15 protein-coding genes and 1 pseudogene are annotated in these 18,056 nt (G+C 60.1%); 6 read left to right on the plus strand and 10 right to left on the minus strand.

Going from position 1 to position 18,056, the window contains the following annotated elements; genetic code table 11:
• Positions 1–6 precede the first annotated feature (6 nt).
• Together ACOZJV_RS20860 and ACOZJV_RS20865 are read left to right on the plus strand one after the other, a co-directional pair.
• Positions 7–1,830 carry a Gldg family protein gene (locus ACOZJV_RS20860; RefSeq protein WP_421548388.1) on the plus strand — a complete coding sequence of 608 codons (1,824 nt, stop codon included), beginning with the start codon at positions 7–9 and terminating at the stop codon, positions 1,828–1,830.
• A 265-nt stretch (positions 1,831–2,095) separates the two neighbouring features.
• A complete protein-coding gene (locus ACOZJV_RS20865) occupies positions 2,096–2,725 on the plus strand; it encodes a response regulator transcription factor (RefSeq protein ID WP_020299670.1) in 630 nt (209 codons plus the stop codon).
• 49 nt (positions 2,726–2,774) lie between these two features.
• Here the strand turns inward: ACOZJV_RS20865 and ACOZJV_RS20870 are convergent, their stop codons facing one another.
• The 3 genes from ACOZJV_RS20870 to ACOZJV_RS20880 all read right to left on the minus strand — a co-directional run bounded on the left by ACOZJV_RS20870 (position 2,775) and on the right by ACOZJV_RS20880 (position 5,302).
• A complete protein-coding gene (locus tag ACOZJV_RS20870; RefSeq protein ID WP_421548389.1) occupies positions 2,775–3,095 on the minus strand; it encodes a class I SAM-dependent methyltransferase in 321 nt (106 codons plus the stop codon).
• 248 nt (positions 3,096–3,343) lie between these two features.
• Positions 3,344–3,778 (minus strand): DoxX family protein, encoded by a 435-nt coding sequence (locus ACOZJV_RS20875; RefSeq protein ID WP_078470685.1) that lies wholly within the window; start codon positions 3,776–3,778, stop codon positions 3,344–3,346.
• A gap of 102 nt (positions 3,779–3,880) precedes the next feature.
• Positions 3,881–5,302 (minus strand): transglycosylase SLT domain-containing protein, encoded by a 1,422-nt coding sequence (locus ACOZJV_RS20880; RefSeq protein WP_078470686.1) that lies wholly within the window; start codon positions 5,300–5,302, stop codon positions 3,881–3,883.
• Between the two features lie 234 nt (positions 5,303–5,536).
• On the opposite strand from ACOZJV_RS20880, the gene ACOZJV_RS20885 reads away from it, so the two are divergent.
• From ACOZJV_RS20885 to ACOZJV_RS20895, 3 genes and pseudogenes are all read left to right on the plus strand, one after another.
• The gene (locus tag ACOZJV_RS20885) at positions 5,537–6,343 is read left to right on the plus strand and encodes a TatD family hydrolase (RefSeq protein ID WP_421548390.1); all 807 of its coding nucleotides are present in this window, start codon (positions 5,537–5,539) and stop codon (positions 6,341–6,343) included.
• Positions 6,344–6,428: 85 nt separating this feature from the next.
• Entirely contained in the window at positions 6,429–7,910 is a 1,482-nt protein-coding gene (locus ACOZJV_RS20890; protein WP_078470688.1) for a methyl-accepting chemotaxis protein, read from the plus strand.
• A gap of 181 nt (positions 7,911–8,091) precedes the next feature.
• Positions 8,092–8,322 (plus strand): annotated as a pseudogene (locus tag ACOZJV_RS20895) (terminase); the annotation flags it as partial.
• A gap of 124 nt (positions 8,323–8,446) precedes the next feature.
• On the opposite strand, the gene ACOZJV_RS20900 reads toward ACOZJV_RS20895, so the two are convergent.
• From ACOZJV_RS20900 to ACOZJV_RS20910, 3 genes are all read right to left on the minus strand, one after another.
• On the minus strand, positions 8,447–9,244 hold the full coding sequence (locus ACOZJV_RS20900; RefSeq protein ID WP_421548391.1) for an acyl-CoA thioesterase: 798 nt from the start codon (positions 9,242–9,244) through the stop codon (positions 8,447–8,449).
• A 107-nt stretch (positions 9,245–9,351) separates the two neighbouring features.
• The gene (locus ACOZJV_RS20905) at positions 9,352–10,119 is read right to left on the minus strand and encodes a CHAD domain-containing protein (protein ID WP_421548392.1); all 768 of its coding nucleotides are present in this window, start codon (positions 10,117–10,119) and stop codon (positions 9,352–9,354) included.
• Positions 10,120–10,277: 158 nt separating this feature from the next.
• On the minus strand, positions 10,278–10,556 hold the full coding sequence (locus ACOZJV_RS20910) for a hypothetical protein (RefSeq protein WP_020299661.1): 279 nt from the start codon (positions 10,554–10,556) through the stop codon (positions 10,278–10,280).
• 219 nt (positions 10,557–10,775) lie between these two features.
• Here ACOZJV_RS20910 and ACOZJV_RS20915 point away from each other — a divergent pair, with 219 nt between their 5' ends.
• The gene (locus ACOZJV_RS20915) at positions 10,776–11,813 is read left to right on the plus strand and encodes a patatin-like phospholipase family protein (protein ID WP_020299660.1); all 1,038 of its coding nucleotides are present in this window, start codon (positions 10,776–10,778) and stop codon (positions 11,811–11,813) included.
• A gap of 19 nt (positions 11,814–11,832) precedes the next feature.
• Here ACOZJV_RS20915 and ACOZJV_RS20920 read toward each other — a convergent pair whose 3' ends face one another.
• The 4 genes from ACOZJV_RS20920 to kdpB all read right to left on the minus strand — a co-directional run bounded on the left by ACOZJV_RS20920 (position 11,833) and on the right by kdpB (position 18,041).
• Positions 11,833–12,528, minus strand: a complete 696-nt coding sequence (locus ACOZJV_RS20920) for a response regulator (RefSeq protein WP_020299659.1) — start codon at positions 12,526–12,528, stop codon at positions 11,833–11,835.
• Between the two features lie 85 nt (positions 12,529–12,613).
• A complete protein-coding gene (locus tag ACOZJV_RS20925) occupies positions 12,614–15,265 on the minus strand; it encodes a DUF4118 domain-containing protein (RefSeq protein WP_421548393.1) in 2,652 nt (883 codons plus the stop codon).
• Positions 15,266–15,329: 64 nt separating this feature from the next.
• Entirely contained in the window at positions 15,330–15,875 is a 546-nt protein-coding gene (gene kdpC, locus ACOZJV_RS20930; RefSeq protein ID WP_421548394.1) for a potassium-transporting ATPase subunit KdpC, read from the minus strand.
• Between the two features lie 72 nt (positions 15,876–15,947).
• Complete coding sequence (gene kdpB, locus ACOZJV_RS20935) at positions 15,948–18,041, minus strand: potassium-transporting ATPase subunit KdpB (RefSeq protein ID WP_421548587.1); 2,094 nt, start codon at positions 18,039–18,041, stop codon at positions 15,948–15,950.
• Positions 18,042–18,056: the final 15 nt, after the last annotated feature.

An 18,056-nucleotide genomic window follows, 5' to 3' on the forward strand; every position in this document is an offset into this window, starting at 1 on the left:
AAACACATGAAGAATATACTTCGACCCAGCCGCGTTCTGCTGCTGATCGGGTCTCTACTCTTAGTCTTCACTCTGATCTTGAATTCCAAATTGCCTGCCATTCAATTTGATCTGACTGAGCAAAAGACCTATAGCATTTCACAGAACACAAAGAACATTCTGAACGCCCTCAACAAACCACTTGAATTGTTTTTTTTCTACTCCAGCAATCATGTAAAAACGCCAGGCACCACAGATGAATATGCCAAACGTGTAAAAGCCCTGCTCAAAACCTATGAACACGAAGCCAGTGGCAAATTAACTCTGCATATCATCGACCCTATGCCTTTTTCAGATGAAGAGGATAAGGCTGATCTTTTGGGGCTCCAGTCCATGCCACTGCCGGATCAAGGCACTCACTTCTACTTTGGCTTAGCAGCCAGCGACGCCAATCGCGAGACCCATGCAATTTCATTTTTTACCCCTGAGCGCGAAGTGTTCCTCGAATATGAAATCAATCGGTTGATCCAGGGTGCGGCACAAGTAAAACGTCCAATGACGGGGTTGATATCCAGCTTGCCCATGAACCGCCGATTCGATGAACGTACCCAGCAGACACTCCCTGCGTGGAAGTGGTTGCAAGAAGTCTGCGAGCAGTTTGACCTGACTACGTTGAGCCCAGATGTAGATCAGATACCTGAAGAGCTCGGCAGCCTGATATTGGTCCACCCCAAACAACTGCCGGAGCAGACGTTAAAAGCAATCGATGGCTTTGTGCAGAACGGGGGGAAACTCCTGGTTTTTCTAGACCCCATCAGCGAGCTGGAGTTAAAACAGGAAGCCGTAAACCCAACGGGTCGAGAGACATCTTCCGCACTCCCGAAACTGCTAAAGGCCTGGGGAGTACAGATGCTGCCCGAACGCGTTCTCGGAGATGGCCTCTATGCAATGTCAGCCGTGCTGAAACCAGGACAACAATCCATCAGCCACCCGTTTTTTATCAAATTGCCCAAAGACTCCATGAATCAGGCAGATGCCAGCACGTTAAACGTGGAGAGCATTAATCTTTCAACCGCGGGCATCCTCGAACCCATTCAGGGTGCGAGTACGACTTTCACCCCTCTGCTTCAGAGCTCCACCAAGGCTATGCCATTCGACCTCGCTCGCCTGAATGAGAAAAGCAGGCTGAGCGAGCTTATGAGCGAAATCAAAACGTCTGACAAACGCTATTCATTAGCCGCGCGGATTGAAGGCCTTGCAGACTCTGCGTTTGCTCAACAGGAGGCAGGCAGCGATACAGAGCCAAAAGAGCGGTCTCGGATACAGGTTGTGGTAGTGGCTGATACAGACATCCTGGATAACCGCATGTGGGTCAAGGAAGGGAATGAATCGGATTCTCAGGCACCGCAGGTCTGGTCAGATAACGCAGCGTTCGTAGTGAACATTCTGAGTGACTTCCATGCACAAAGTGCTCTGCTGAATCCGCGATCGCAACCGCGTATCCAACCGACTTTTACTCGTATTGAGAAATTGATCGAAGAGAACGAAGAGCGCTTTCGCGAGAAGACTGAAAAGCTCGAAACACTTCTGGCTCAGACGGATGCCGAGTTAACCGCGCTATACGCTCTGAGTCCTCCAACCGAGACAGAGGAATGGACTCCCAACGGCACAACGACACAAGCGGACCATCAAGAAAGCCAACAAATACGCAAATCCTTAAGAGACCTGCAACTGCAGCTCAATAATGAAATTGCCTCACTGGGAAGAACAATCAAGCTGATCAATATCTTTACGATACCGCTGCTACTTCTCCTGATCGCCATTTACGTAAAGCGCCGACATCCTCGATGAAATACTCACAGCCATCGAGGGATGGTGGCTGCGTGCTGGGTTAGCAATCTGCCCTTCCCTGCATCGCGCGCACCGAAACTATCAGATTAGTCCGATTCATTTTTCAGACCAGTCAGATCATCGTAAGGCTCAAGCAGCCATTTTTCGAACGATCATCCGCCCATTACGAATCGGCAATGAGTGCACAACAACAAAAACGAAACCGCGCACTTTGCAGTGCGCGGATGACACTTCCCACTACCATAGACTCGAGGGGAACCTGTTCATGGGAAACATCATTATCGTCGACGATCATCCGCTGATCAGATTGGCCATAAGGTCGATACTTGAACCCCATCAACACACGATCATCGCCGAAGCCAGCAACGGAGCCGATGCCGTACAACTGGTGCGCAAACACGTTCCGGACCTGTTGATTCTGGACTTGGGCATTCCCAATCTGGATGGTTTTTCGGTCATCGCCCATATCAAGTCGGCACATCTGCAAGTCAAGACGCTGGTACTGACCTCCAGTGATTCGAAGAACTTCGCGTTGCGTTGCTTGCAAGCAGGTGCCGCAGGCTTTCTATGCAAAACCGAAAACCTCAATGAGCTGGCCAATGCGGTCAAGGCGATTTTGTCGGGCTACAGCTACTTCCCCGAAGACACGATCAATATCCTGCAGCAGAACAACACGGCGGCTTGCCAGGAAAGCGTGTTGATTTCACGACTCACAGATCGTGAAATTACCGTCTTGAGGTTGCTGGCGACAGGGCTGAATAACCAGCAGATCGCCGACGCACTGTTGATCAGCCATAAGACTGTAAGTACTTACAAAGTGCGCTTATTGAAACGTTTCAATATTTCCAATCTGGTCGCGCTGGTTGATCTGGCGAAACGTAACGCGATTGTTTAAATAGCGCGAACCCACAAACCAAACTCGCCATCAGCCGTGCCGAGATTGCTTATAACCGGTCTTGAGGACGAGTAATCAATCCCTGGCGCGCAACGCGGGTCAGTTGCTTGATGACTTCAGCAGCGTTTTCGGCACTAGGGGCTTGAATGACCGCGAGGTCAAAACTGTCGCTGGGGAAACGAGCCAGGGACTCACCCTCTTCGACAAACTGGATCAGGAAAGCCGAAGGCCTGCCGGTGCGTCGCGGCCAACCGTCCAGGTATCGCAATAGCGTGGGTTGGTGCTTGCCAGCCAGGAGGATTTTCGGATTGCGCTGGACAAGGTTCGCCGTGATCGGCGCAATACGTACAAGGGGGTGTATTGCATTCATCGTGTCGTGTCTCTGCCTCAAGTTTCTGCCGGGCAGGTGAGAGGCAACACCGAACCAGCGCTTTAGCGGTATTTCGAAGCCTTCCTCAAGCTTCTAACGACAACCTTTCGATCATCTGGCGCCCCGCAAGTAGCTGTTTAAATCGGCGCATAAGCAGCATCCTAGAGAAGCCCATAGGCCAGTGTCAAGAACCTCCATAAACGAAAAAGGCCCGCATCAGGCGGGCCTTTCCAGTGATACGCCAAGTGCTACTTTGTGATCGCCGCATCCAGCGAAAGCTTGCCCGCGCCCTCAAGCAATACCGCCACGGTGCCGCCAAGCAATGCCAAGGCGAACTCATAGCCGTTGTTAGCCATGAACAAACCGTTGCTGATGTGCACCGAGAAGATCGCAACCAGCAAGGTAAAGGACAGGCCCAAAGCCGCCGGGCGAGCCAACAAGCCGATAATCAATGCCAGGCCACCAAAGAACTCCGTTCCCCCCGCCAGCAACGCCATCAAATGACCTGGAGCCAGGCCGATACTCTCCATCCACTGCGCAGTGCCGGCCAGGCCATAACCGCCAAACAGACCGAAGAGTTTTTGTGAGCCATGGGCTGCGAAAATGATGCCGACAAAAATACGCAATACGCTCAGGCCAAAGCCAGCGCGGGTGCTCAGTACGGATTTGATCAGTGGGCTCATGCTGTGTAGTCCTTGTTTAAGGTGGGAAGTTGGTCGCCATACTAATCAGTTTTTATCATGTTAAAAGCGCAAAAAACCCGCCATAACAATCAACTATATCGATCACTTACGTGAGGCGACGCTTCTTGCCTGGGGCTCCAACGAGTCCCTTTCGCGGTCGAAGGCCAGATAATATTTATTGACGCTATTAACATAGCTGACGGCTCCCATTCCCACCTGTTCCATGGCGATACGCTCCACCTGGAAAAACCACTGATTAGGGTTCAAACCACGGCGTTTGGCCTCGGTACGCATGCCTTGGACCCGCTCAGGCCCCATGTTGTAAGCGGCCAGCACGAAGGCCATGCGCTCACGCTCATTAAGCTTGGGGCTGGCGAAAAACTTACGTCGGATCAACGCCAGGTATTTGGCCCCGGCCTGAACATTGTTATCCAAGTTCTGAATATCATTCACGCCTACCCGTTGCGCCGCAGATGAGGTGATCTGCATCAGGCCGGTAGGGCCTGCGCCGCTGCGTGCGTTGGGCTGCAAGGCAGACTCCTTGAACGCCAGGGCCGCCAGGTTCAGCCAGTCCATCCCCTGTTCCTTTGCGTGCTTCTGCAACACCGGCCGCAGCTTTTCCAGACGCTGGCGGTCGGCGCGAGCCAAGGGGTAATGCACCTGATACAGACGTCGGTAGATGCGCAAAAACGCCACATCCTGATCGGCCGGGGTTTTGTAAGTCTTCAGAAAGCGGTCGATGCTCGCACGCAGCATCGAGGCGTCCCTGCGAACAAACCAGTGTTCCTCGCCCGGCTCGCTAATCAGGACCTGACGATCGAAGCGCAACTTCGGCAGGATCTTGCCCCACCGTTCGGCAATGGGCTGTTCGACAATGGTCAGGTGGAAAATCCCGCCCTGGACCATTTCCAGTACATCCTCCACCGCCAGGCTGGGATCAACCCACTCCACTTTCACCGGCGCCAATTTGTGCAGCGCCAGCTTCTGATTGATCTGGCTAATGGCGTCGCCGGCAACGCTGCCAGTGGTCAGCGCCAGGGTTTTGCCGGACAGCTGTTCCAGCCGGGTATAGCGGCGTTCGCCCTTGATCCCCACCAGAAGCAGCGGCACGTTACTGGCAATGGGATCACTGGGGCTCACGGCCTGCCCTGGTTGCGCCTCCAGTAATTCGCCCGGCGCGACCAAGTCACCTTCGCCACGTTGCAAGGCGCCAAGCAACTGATCCTTGGACTTGGGAATGATCTTGAGGTTGATTTCCTGGCCGTCGCGGGCGTGGCCATTCAGGTACTGCTCGAACGCGCGCAGCCGGTGGTACTCGACACCAATCGCCTGACCCTGGACTTCGCCAGAGCTGTTGCGGCTTTGATTGACCAGCACCCGTAACACCCGGCTACTGCGAATCTCCGCTAGATCGCGAACTTTGCTCGAGGCCACGATTTCCGGTGGCCCAGCCAAACGTGCCACCGCCGGTAACGGCAGCAACAGCGACAAGCACAGCGCAAACAAAACCGAGGGTCGGATCATCCGCTCTCCGGAAAGAATACTGGCCAACTATTCAAGGAAGACTTGAGAGTCGGGGGTCAGAAACAGAGCGCCTTGAGCGCTGGCAAAGTGCGAAAGACGGGCACAGCAATGGCTGGGTTACCAACCGAAGCTAACTTCCGACAGCAAAAGACAGCTTTAACTCGTTGTAGTTCTTGGCTTTTCTTATAAATCTACAGCTCTGATATGCTTTCCGGCCGCAGGCGGAGGTACACCATGCAACTCATCGATATCGGCGTCAACCTGACCAACCCAAGTTTCGCCGAAAAGCACCAGGCCGTTCTCGACCGGGCGTACGCGGCAGGCGTGTGCCAATTGGTCCTGACCGGTACCAGCGTCGAGGGCAGTGAACAGGCGTTGGAATTGGCCCACCAGTTGGACGAAAGCGGCCAACGGCTGTTCACCACCGCCGGTATCCATCCCCACTCGGCCAGTGACTGGAATGCTGACAGTGCCCGCCGCCTGCGCGCCCTGCTCAATGAGACCCAGGTGCGTGCAGTGGGAGAATGCGGTCTGGATTTCAATCGAGACTTCTCACCACGCCCGCAGCAGGAAAAGGTGCTGGAAGAGCATTTGGCCCTGGCCGCAGACTTGCAGCTACCGGTGTTCCTCCATGAACGCGACGCCAATCAGCGCATGCTGGACATTCTGCGCGACTTCCGCGATCGCTTGCCCGCCGCGGTGGTGCACTGCTTTACCGGCGAGCAGCGCGCGCTGTTCAGCTACCTCGACCTGGACTTGCATATTGGTATCACTGGCTGGATCTGCGACGAGCGCCGTGGCACACATTTGCACCCGCTGGTTCGGGAAATTCCCCGGGGTCGCCTGATGCTGGAAAGCGACGCGCCCTACCTGCTGCCACGCAGCCTTCGTCCCAAGCCTAAAAATGGCCGCAACGAACCAGCCTACCTGATGGAGGTGCTGCGCGAAGTGGCCTTGCATCGCAACGAAAGCCAAGAGGAACTGGCCGCCCACAGCACCGCCTGCTCCCGGGCATTCTTCGGCTTGCCGGATATTGCTTGACCCACATCAAGATTTGTCTGAGCAAGTAGCGGCACAATAATGGCACCTTGCCAATACTGTTTCGCTCAATCAGAGAAGACCTTCCATGGGTGCCTGGCTTAGCAATATCTCGCTGAAGTACAAATTCTGGGCGGTCAATGCGGTCGCCTTCGTTACTACCCTGCTGCTGGTGCTGTACGCCGTACAACTGGAGCAGCAGGCTCGCAGCCAGGCGTCTCAGGGTGCCGCTCAAGCCCAGGCACGGCTGCTCAGCGCCTGGCCGGCCGGGCAGGCTTTGCCCCGCGCCGATCATCTACTGAGTTTTCAGCCCGGGCAGACGCCCTCTCTCAACGATCGCCCATTACCCGAGCTGAACGGGGCCAAGGGCTGGGTCGAGTTCAGCCATATGCCCTTGTTCGGCGATAACCCACTGATGGGCGCTGAAGTCATCAGTCGCGCCGATGGCCAGCAGATCGCGGTACTCGCCTACGGCCCGAGCCTGAGTCAGGTGTTCAGCGAGCGCTTCACCAACTACGCCGCTGCTGTATTCATCCTGATGTTCGCCATGCTGTGCGCCTCGCAACTGTTGATCCGCTTTCTGCTGAGCCAACTCAACACACTCAAAGACGTGATGTTGCATGTTGAAAAGACCGGCGACCTGGCGGCCCGTGTTCCCCTGGCCTGCAAAGATGAAGTCGGGCAGATGGCGACAGCGTTCAACGCCATGCAGGCCGGCTATCAGCGCGTGGTCAACACCGTGGCCGATACCGCCCGGCAGTTGGATGTGGGTGCCGCGCGCCTGGCGTCGAGCATGAACGACGTACGCCATGGCATGCTCGGCCAGCAAAGTGAGACCGACCAGGCGGCTACCGCGATCAATGAAATGTCGGCCACGGTCTACCACATCGCCCAACATGCCGGCGCAACCCGCGACCTGTCTCAGACTGCCGATACATTGGCTGGCAGTGGCCAGGAGGTGGTCAGTCGCGTGCAGAAATCCATCGCTGGGCTGTCCAGTGGCGTACAGCAGACCGCCGAGATGATCCAGCGCCTGGCCGAAGACAGCCAGAAAATCAACGGCGTGGTCAGTGTGATTCACAGCATCGCCGAACAGACCAACCTGCTGGCCCTCAACGCCGCGATCGAAGCGGCCCGCGCCGGGGAAATGGGGCGTGGTTTTGCAGTGGTTGCCGACGAGGTGCGTAACCTGGCCAAGCGCGTACAAAGCTCAACCGATGAGATCACCACCATGGTTTCCGCCTTGCAGGCCGGTACCCGCGATGCGGTGGACTTCATGCAGGAAAGCTCGTTCAAGGCTGACGACTGTGTGCAACAGGCTCAGGAGGCTGGAGTCGCACTGGCCGAAATAACCAGTGCCGTGGCGCAGATGCGTGAAAGCAATACCCAGATCGCGGTGGCCGCCGAGCAACAGAGCCAAGTGGCGGAAGAGATGAATCGTGCGGTGGTCAGTATCCGTGATGTGACTGAAAACACTGTGCAGCAAACCGTCGACTCGGCCACCACCAGCAATGAACTGGCGACCCTGGCCGGAGCCTTGAGCAAGGCTATCGGACAGCTGAAGCTTTAATCGCAGGTCATCGGCCAGCCCAGCCCTGCAAGATTATGGGTTGGCCGCAAGGCCTGGAACTTGGCCGGTGTGAATCCCCCCAATAGCCTATCAACCCGATAGCAACGCTTGATTCGATGTTGCTCAGCGTCGCCCCTATTCTTGATTCATCGGCTTCAACACATGAATTAAGGAGGACACCATGGGCAAACGTCATCCCAACATCCCCGCATGGCAATGGCGCACCACCCCGGAAAGCCATCGCAACTCGGCCAACCTGGTATTGCAGTTGATTGCAGGCCCGTTATTTATCGTGGGTTTCCTGCTGATTGCATCAGGGGTGTTCGCGCCCAGCGCGGTCAGCGTTGCCATCGGCGCAGTCGCGGTAGTCGCCGCTCTGTCGCTGCAACGTCGTGTTCACAGCCTGGAAGCCTGAAGTTGCGGGCGGTCCGGCACTGACAGGGCTATTCGCCAGGTTACTGGCAACCCTGTTAGCGACCAGTGTTCATTGCCGCCGGGTGGCCGGGCGATACCCGTGCCACTCGGCAGCAAAGGACTCAGGCGAAAATCGTCACCGTTTGCCGGCTCAAGGCGATCAATCCGCCTTCCGGGCTCCACAGCGCGGCGGCGGCATGGCCATAACCGTCGCGTGCATGCTCGATGTGCACGCAATACTTGCACCAGTCCAGGGTGCTCAACTCCAGCAACGGCTGAACGAATTCAATCGTCCAGGTCAGGGTGCTGCCCGCCGCCGGTTTGCGCAGGTGCGGCAACAACGCCGGCGGCCAGGCATCGACCAGGGCGAGAATATGCGCCTCGGTCAGCGGCTCTTCCTTCACGTCTCCGCGCAAGCGCACCCAACCACCCATGTCACGGGATTGATTACCGGTAAAGGGCAGGCCGCCGATGCTCCAGCGCATGGCCAGGTGGCGCATGAACTCGGGCGTTACCCCTTTGATATAGGGCAGCTCCTGGCACTCATCCCAGTGTTTCATTTCCGGTGCCGGTTGCGCCTCGACGCTGACTTCGGAGGCCCGGGAAGCACCGAAACTCCCCTGCACCAGGGTCACCACCTGCCCGTTCTGCATCGCCCGGCCCAGTACCTGGCTGACGGCCTTGCCCTCACGTAGCACATCCACTTCGAAACTCACCGGCACATCCGGCTCGACCGGCCCGACAAAGGTGATGGCCAACGAACGTACAGGACGATCGGCCGGAACCTTGGCGCGCATGGCTTCGTACTGCAAGGCCACCACCAGGCCACCAAAACTCGCCCGCCCCTGGGCCCACTCGACCGGGATAGACAGCTGCTGGGGATTCTGGCGAACGGCATCAAGCAAATCGAAAAAGCGCATGGAAACCTCGAGAGCGGAAAAGAACTCGAGGATAGTAACCAGCCAAAAGCAGGGGCACAGCACTTATTCCCGCCAAACAAGCGGACAGATGAGCCGTCAACGCATGGTCAGGACTTGAAACAATCGCCGCTGAGTTTGTCCAGCACCCGGTCAGCGCGGGTTTGCGCCTTGAGCATGGTGCTGCGCCAGACGCCCACGCAGGGCTGCAAGTCCGGTTGCTGCTCAGCCTGCGCCAGCCACTGCCAGCAGTCATGCCAATCGCCCAGTGCCCCCTGGGCCGCCTTGAGCCGGGACATCGCCTTGGCCGGCAAACGATCGAGTTCGGGGTAGGCATCAGCGGCGTAGCGTACGCGTTTGATCAACAGGCGCAGGCGGTGTCGATCATGGGCGGGGTCATGCAATGCCACATCCAGCGCTTTCCACTGTTTGGCCAGGCGTTTTTCGATGCGCTGGCGCAAGCTGCGCAAGATGCCCTGCCGCTCGGACGCCCGCAAAAACCGTGGGAACGCATCGAGCACCATCAGCAACTGCTGCACTTGCGGCCCGGTTGCGACGGCCGGAAGCTCCTGGGCCAGTTGCGCGGTACGCCGATCAGCGGCCTGATGCTGCCCGTGCTGATGCAGATAGGCCGCCAGCACTTCGCGATCCCGCAAGGGCGTGGTCAATTGACCGACCTCCCCCGCTGCCGCCTCGAGTTGCTCCACCCCAGGCAAACCGCGCAGGGGTCGCAACAAGCTGCGCAAGCGCCGCACGGTAATGCGCAAGTCATGCAGTGCTTCGGGATCCGTACTTGCCGCCAGCCGGGCCTGACAGGCCAGCAAACGCACTTCCAGGCTCAGGACCTGAGCCACCAATCGATCAACCAGGGCTGACATCATTGACTCCCGCATCGAGCATTCACGGCTGCAGCCTCTGAACGGCCCAACCTGTTTCCCTCAGAATGACACCGCCGACCAGCATGCAGCATTGCGCTGCGTCATGCCGGCCAGCGGTGGTGGCCCTTCCCCGACCTCACACGGCAGCAGTGATTGCATCAACGGCCAGCGCGGGACTCGCGGATGTAGAACCGTGCCTTCTCGGCCTTGCTGGCGCAACCTTCAAAGGCCTCAAATTGTTGCTGGGTCTTGGCCCCGGTCAGCAGGGACAACGCCTTAGAGTAGCTGACGGTACCGGCAAAGCCTTCAGCCTTGGCCAGGTCCAGTTCATGCCAGGCCGCATCCAGTTGCGTGCCGCAGGTGTCGCGGTAAGCGGTTTTGCCGGCGCAACCGGCCAGTGCCAACACAATCAGGGGCAGACAGATCCAGGCTTTCATCGATGACACCTCAGGAATAAAACACAGTCGTACAAGATCAGACGATCGGCACCGAAAAAAGTGCCTTGATAGCCCCCGGGAAATATAGCGTGCGCCAGCATAGCTGCATGCGCTGCGGCCCCCTAGGTAAACCGCGCGCTGCAGCGCAATACAGGCCACGATTGAACAGCCCCCCTCGAAGGGTGCATTGTTGGAGCCTGTTTGCCTAAGGGTCGAGTCATGAAGAAGCGTGTTGCACTGGTTCTGGGCTCAGGTGGCGCCCGGGGATACGCCCACATCGGGGTGATCGAGGAAATCGAACGGCGTGGCTATGACATCGCCTGCATCGCCGGCTGCTCCATGGGCGCGGTGGTTGGCGGGATCTACGCCGCCGGCAAGCTCAACGATTATCGAGAATGGATCGAGAGCCTGGATTACCTAGACGTACTGCGCCTGGTGGACGTCAGCTTTCGCCTGGGCGCGATTCGCGGCGAGAAGGTTTTCGGCCAGATCCGCAAAATCGTCGGCGAAATCAACATCGAAGACTTGCGAATCCCTTACACCGCCGTCGCCACCGACTTGACCAACCAACAGGAAATCTGGTTCCAGGAAGGCTGCCTGCACCAGGCCATGCGCGCTTCGGCAGCCATCCCCAGCCTGTTCACTCCGGTCATGCAAGGTAACCGCATGCTGGTGGATGGCGGCCTGCTCAATCCGCTGCCGATCGTGCCGGTGGTGTCCAGCCATTGCGACCTGATCATCGCCGTCAACCTCAACTCGACCAACCAGCGCCACTATCAATTGCCGGTGATTCAACGCCCTCCGGCCTTCAAGAGTCGCTTCGACAACCTGATCAGTTCCCTGGGTTCGCACATGCCCTTTCGCCGCAAGCAGGCCGAACAGCTGCTGCTTATCGAGCAAGAAGCCTTGAAGGCCGAGGCAGCGGAGATCAATCCCTGGATCGAATCGGCCCAGCCCGAAGCCCAGCAACCGGCGGCAGCACCGGAAAGTGAAGGGGCGCCGAAGTCTGCCACCGGATCCTTCATCATCGATAACGTCGGCCCGGCCTCGCTGCTGGACCTGATCAACCAGAGCTTCGAGGTGATGCAGACCTCCCTGGCCCAGTACAAAATCGCGGGCTACCCGCCGGATATCCTGATCAACGTGCCCAAGCGCGTCTGCCGTTTTTTCGAGTTCTACAAGGCGCCGGAGCTGATCGCCCTGGGCCGGGAAATCGCCAGCGATACCCTGGACCGCTACGAAAGCGAGCAGAACTGAGCACCGAACGCCTGGACGCTCAGGACTCAGCGTTCAACAAGCGATAGCCGATCCCGGCTTCGGTGAGGATAAAACGTGGACGGGCCGGATCGTCCGCCAGCTTCTGGCGCAAGTGCCCGACCACGATCCGCAGGTAGTGACTGTCTTCAGTATGGGTCGGGCCCCAGATGTCCTTGAGCAACTGCTGCTGGGTAATCACCCGCCCTGGGTGACGCGCCAGTTGCGCCAGCACCGCGTACTCCTTGCGGGTCAGGGCCACTTCCACGCCCTCGAGCAGCACCCGGCGATAGGCCAGGTCCACGGTCAAGGGTCCGAAGCTCAGCGCGGCTTCCTGCCCTTCACCGACAGGCGCCTGACGTAACAGGGCTCGGACGCGCGCCAGAAACTCCTGGATCCCAAAGGGCTTGGTCACGTAATCGTTGGCACCACCGTCCAGTGCTTCAACTTTCTGGATTTCACTGGCACGCACCGAGAGCACCAGCACCGGCACACTCGACCATTCGCGAAACTCGCGCAGCACCTGCTGCCCGTCCATGTCCGGCAGGCCCAGGTCGAGCACCAGCAGGTCCGGCTTGTTCAGCGCGGCCTGGGCCAGCCCTTCATTGCCAGTGCCGGCCTCGATCACTTTGTAGCCTTGGGAGGCCAGGCTGATGCGCAGAAATTTGCGAATCTGCGGTTCGTCGTCAATGACCAGGATGGTCGCGGTCTGGCTCATGATTTCCATTCAAGACAAATAAGTTGCAAAAGAGTAGCCCAGCGCTGCCTGCGCGGGCCTGGCCTGGGCGATGCCGGACAGCCAATCACACCTGGGCCTCGGCGGCAGGTTGCGTCGGCAACGGCAGGAACAGGGTAATACAGGTGCCACGTCCCTCAATGCCTTCGGCGACGCTGATGTGCCCACCGTGGGCACCGACCATGCCCTGACAGATCGCCAGCCCCAGGCCGGTGCCCTGACCGCCTCGGTCACCCCGGGCGGCGGTGTAAAACATATCGAAGATTTTTTCCCGCTCGTCCTGGGGAATACCCGGCCCCTCATCGCTCACGGCAAACCACAGTTCGCTTTCACTCGCACCGACGCTCAACTGCAAACGACCGTGGGCGGGAGAGAACCGCGCGGCGTTCTCCAGCACATTCACCAGCGCCTGTTCGATCAAGGCCGCATGCACATACAACAGCGGCAACTGCGCGGGCACATCGGTGCTGACTTGCAAGGGGGCGAGCACGGCCCGCAGGCGGTTCATTGCACTGCCGACGATATCCCCGGGGGCCACCCAGTCCCGTGCCAGCTTCAGGGCACCATGGCCGAGGCGGGTCATGTCCAGCAAGTTCTGGATGTAGCGGTCCAGGCGCTCGGCTTCGTCACGGGTGCCCTCCAGCAATTCGCGGCGGTCCTCCAGCGGAATCGCCTCGCCCAGCGCGAGCAAGCTGTCGATGCTGCCGCGCATCGAGGTCAGGGGAGTGCGCAGGTCATGGGACACCGAGGCCAGCAAGGCGCTGCGCAGCTGTTCGGTTTCGCCGTGCAGCCTGGCGGCTTCCAGGTCTTCGGCCAGTTGCGCCCGAGCCAGCGCCTGGGCCAGCGGCTGACTCAAGGCGGTCAATAACCGCCGACGTTGCCCGGTAAGTTCCGTGCCCTCTTTCGGGCAAACCCCCAACAAGGCCAGCGGACCTTCGTCCACCGACAGCGGCCACCACCACCAGCGTCCAAAAGGCAAGGTACCGGTGCCATGGCCGGCCGGCTGGTCATGCTGCCAAGCCCAATCGGCAGCCGCACGCTCGGCTTCGGAAAACTGCAGCGGGCCACCGGTTTCCACCTTCCAGTCACCCTGCCCGTCGCGGTTGAGCAGGCACAGTTTCAAGTCCTTCCAGCCGTTCAAGTGCTGGGCCGCAGCGCTGATCACCGCCTGGCGATCGGTAGCCGCGGTCAGTTTGCGCGACAGATCCAACAGCTCGCTGGTTTCTTCCTGGGTATCACGCAATGCCTGCAACTGGCGGCGCTGGCGGGCAGCCAGGTTACCGGTCAGGGCCGCCATCATGAGGAAGAACACCAGGGTCAATACATCCTCTTCGCGCTGGATCGAGAAGGAAAAACTGGGCGGGATAAACAGGAAGTCATAGGTCAGAAACGACAGCACCGCGCACGCCAGCGCCGGCCCCAAGCTGCTGCGCACCGCCACCAGCAACACCGCGGCCAGAAACACCAGGGAGATGTTGGGCAGCGGCAGCACACTGGCCACCGCCCAGGCCAGGGCACTGGCCAAGGCCGTAGCCAGCAGCGCCAACCCGTAGTCGAACCAGGCCACAGATTGCTCAGGGCGCAGCCGTGGCTGATGCGGTTGTGCTTCGCTGTCCAGGACGTTGATTTCCAGGCCGCTGGCCTGACGCAGCAAACGCGCCGCCAGCCCGCCGCCGAACCAGCGTCGGCGCAGGCGATGACTGGACTGGCCGACCAGCACCAGGCTCGCCCGCCGCTCCGCCGCATGCTGAATCAGGGTTTTCGCCACTTCGGCGGCGCGCAGCAACACCACTTCACCGCCCAGGCGCTCGGCCAATTGCTGCGCCGCCTGCAAGCGCAGGCGCGACTGCTCGTCACGCACACTGCCGTTGTCGACATGCACCATGCTCCAGGGCAGGTGCCGACGTTGTGCCACCCGGCTCGCATGCCGCACCAGGCGTTCGGCCTGGGCATCACCATCGACCCCGACCAGTAATCGGCCGCGCACGGCCGGCGCCGCCTGCCCCAGCTGCCGATAGCCCTGGGCCAGGTCATCGTCGACCTGGGCCGCCGCGGTCTGCATCGCCAACTCGCGCAAGGCAGTGAGGTTGGTTTGGGTAAAGAAGGCATCGATGGCCGCCCGCGCCTGCTCCGGCACGTAGACCTTGCCATCGCGCAGGCGCTCCAACAGTTCTCGGGGCGGCAGGTCGACCAGCAGCAGCTCATAGGCTTCCTGCAGCACCCAGTCAGGCAAGGTTTCGCGCACCTGCACACCGGTGATTCCGCGCACCTGATCGTTGAGGCTTTCGAGGTGTTGCACGTTGACCGTGGTGAACACGTCAATCCCGGCTGCCAGCAGTTCCTGGATGTCCTGCCAACGCTTGGCATGGCGACTGCCGGGGGCGTTGCTGTGGGCCAACTCGTCTACCAGTACCAGCTTGGGCCGAGCCTTGAGCAACCCGTCGAGGTCCATCTCTTCCAGCATCACCCCGCGATAATCGGAGCGCACCAGCGGCTGTTGCGGCAGGCCGCCGAGCAAGGCTTCGGTTTCTGCGCGGCCGTGGGTCTCGACCACCCCGGCCAGGACCTTCACCCCCTGGCGCAGCTGCGCATGGGCCGCCTGCAACATGGCGTAGGTCTTGCCCACGCCCGGTGCGGCGCCCAGAAAAACCTTGAGCCGACCGCGTCCATCGCGGGGCAGATCAGCTAACAGCGCGTCGGCGCGGCCGGAATCGCTCATGGGCGGAACTCTCTGCAACAAAAAAGTTAATCAACGCAGCGGCAGTAAACAGCCGCGCCTGTGCCTACAAGGTTTCCAGGGCCCGATTCAGGGCCAGCACATTGACCACTGGAGGGCCTATCAGCGGCTGCTCGACCAGCGTGTCCACCAGCGCTTGGACCTTGGCCTGGGGCAGGTTGCGCGCCGCCGCAACCCGCGCCAGTTGATAGGTAATCGCGGCCGGAGGCAAGTGCGGATCCAGGCCACTGCCAGAGGTGGTGAGCAAGGCCAGGGGCACCGGTCCCTGGCCAGGCACCAGCAGTTTGTTGGCGTCATCGATCACCCGCGAGGCAAGGGCCGGGTTGCTCGGTGCCAGGTTGCTGGCGCTGCTGGAAACCGTGGCAAAAGCGCCTGCAGAAGGACGCGGATGGAACCAGGCATCGCCGACAAAATCCTGGGCGATCAGGGCCGAGCCACGCACCTTGCCGTCGGCGTCACGCACCAGGCTGCCGTTGGCCTGGTCCGGGAAGGCCAACTGGGCGACCCCGGTCACAACCAGTGGATAGGCGACACCGGTGATCAGGGCCATCAATACCATCAGGCTCAAGGCCGGACGCAATACGCTAGACATCATTCAATCCTCGATTCATCAAGTCCGATCCCGGCAGGAGCAGGCGGGTCAGCCGGCCCCTGCAACGGGGAGTTACACCAGGTGCAGCGCGGTCAGCAGCATGTCGATCAGCTTGATACCGACGAACGGCACCACGATCCCGCCCACGCCGTAAATCAACAGGTTGCGCCGCAGCAGGTGGGCCGCACTGGCTGCCTGCACCCGCACCCCACGCAATGCCAGTGGAATCAGCACGACGATGATCAGGGCGTTGAACACGATCGCCGACAGGATCGCGCTCTGCGGGCTGGTCAGCCCCATGACGTTGAGCACGCCCAGCTGTGGATAAATCGCCGCAAACAACGCCGGCAGGATCGCGAAGTACTTGGCCACATCGTTGGCAATCGAGAAGGTGGTCAGTGCGCCTCGGGTAACCAGCAGCTCCTTGCCGATCTGCACCACGTCCAGCAGCTTGGTCGGATCGCTGTCGAGGTCGACCATGTTCGCCGCCTCGCGAGCCGCCTGGGTGCCGTCGTTCATCGCCATGCCGACATCCGCCTGGGCCAGGGCCGGGGCATCGTTGGCGCCATCGCCACACATGGCCACCAGCCGCCCGTCATTCTGCTCATGGCGAATCCGCGCCAGCTTCTTCTCCGGCGTGGCTTCGGCCAGCACGTCATCGACACCGGCTTCGGCCGCAATGGCGGCGGCGGTCAGCGGGTTGTCACCCGTCACCATCACGGTACGAATCCCGAGCTTGCGCAGCTCGGCGAAACGCTCGCGGATGCCCGGTTTGACCACGTCCTTGAGATGGATCGCGCCCAGCAGCTTGCCCTCGGCGCAGACCAGCAAAGGAGTACCGCCGCTTTGGGCGATCTGGTCGATCTCCCGGGACAGCGCCGCAGGCAGGTCCTTGCGTTGCAGGCCGACAAAGGCCAGCAGCGAATCCACCGCCCCCTTGCGGTAGACCCGCCCCTGGTAATCGACCCCGGACAAGCGGGTTTCTGCGCTGAACGGTACGGCAGTCAGCACTTCGATCGCCGGTTCAGGCTGTGGATAAAGCCCGCGCAGGTACTCGACGATGGACTTGCCCTCGGCGGTGTCGTCAGCCAGGGAGGCGAATAACGCGCCCTCGGCCATCTCTTTGGCACTGACTCCAGGCGCTGCGTGAATCGCGGTGCAGCGGCGGTTACCGAAGGTGATGGTGCCGGTCTTGTCCAGCAGCAGGACGTGCACGTCCCCCGCCGCCTCCACCGCTCGCCCGGATTTGGCGATCACATTCAGGCGCACCAGGCGGTCCATGCCAGCGATGCCGATGGCCGACAACAGGCCGCCAATGGTGGTCGGGATCAAGGTCACCAGCAACGCCACCAGAAACACCAGTGGCAGGCTGCCGTTGGCGAAGTGGGCAAAGGGCTGCAAGGTCACCACCACCAGCAGGAAGATCAGGGTCAGGCCGATCAGCAGGATATCCAGCGCCACCTCATTCGGCGTTTTCTGGCGCTTGGCGCCTTCCACCAAGGCGATCATGCGGTCCAGGGTCGACTCGCCGGGGTTGGCGGTAATCCGCACACGCAGCCAGTCAGACACCAGCCGGGTATTGCCGGTGACCGCCGAGCGATCCCCCCCGGACTCGCGGATCACGGGGGCCGACTCCCCGGTAATCGCCGCTTCGTTGACCGCGGCAATCCCTTCGATCACCTCACCATCACCCGGGATCATCTCCCCGGCTTCGACTCGCACCACATCACCCTTGCGCAAGCTGGCGGCGGGTACGACCTGGAAGCTGCCATCGTCCTTTTGCCGCCGGGCGCTCAAGCCTTCGCTGCCCGCCTTGAGGCTGTCGGCGCGAGCCTTGCCGCGCCCCTCGGCCAAGGCTTCGGCAAAGTTGGCGAAGAGCACGGTAAACCACAGCCACAGAGCGATTTGCGCGGCGACGAAGGTCGGTACCGCAGGGTCCGGCAGCACACACAGGACAGTGGTCAGGACCGCGGTCAGCTCCACCACCAGCATCACCGGCGAACGTTTGAGCTGGCGCGGGTCGAGCTTGACGAAGGCCTGGACCAGCGCCGGGCGCCACAGGGCCGAGATTGCGGTTTTCGACTGCTCCGAGGTTGCCGGCCGGGAACTGCCAGGCGTGGTGCCAGCAGCATCAGGCGCAGATTTTTTTGCAGCAGGAACATGCATATTCATCGTCTAATC

It is taken from the genome of Pseudomonas sp. QD4 (assembly GCF_049199125.1).
Taxonomy (GTDB): domain Bacteria; phylum Pseudomonadota; class Gammaproteobacteria; order Pseudomonadales; family Pseudomonadaceae; genus Aquipseudomonas.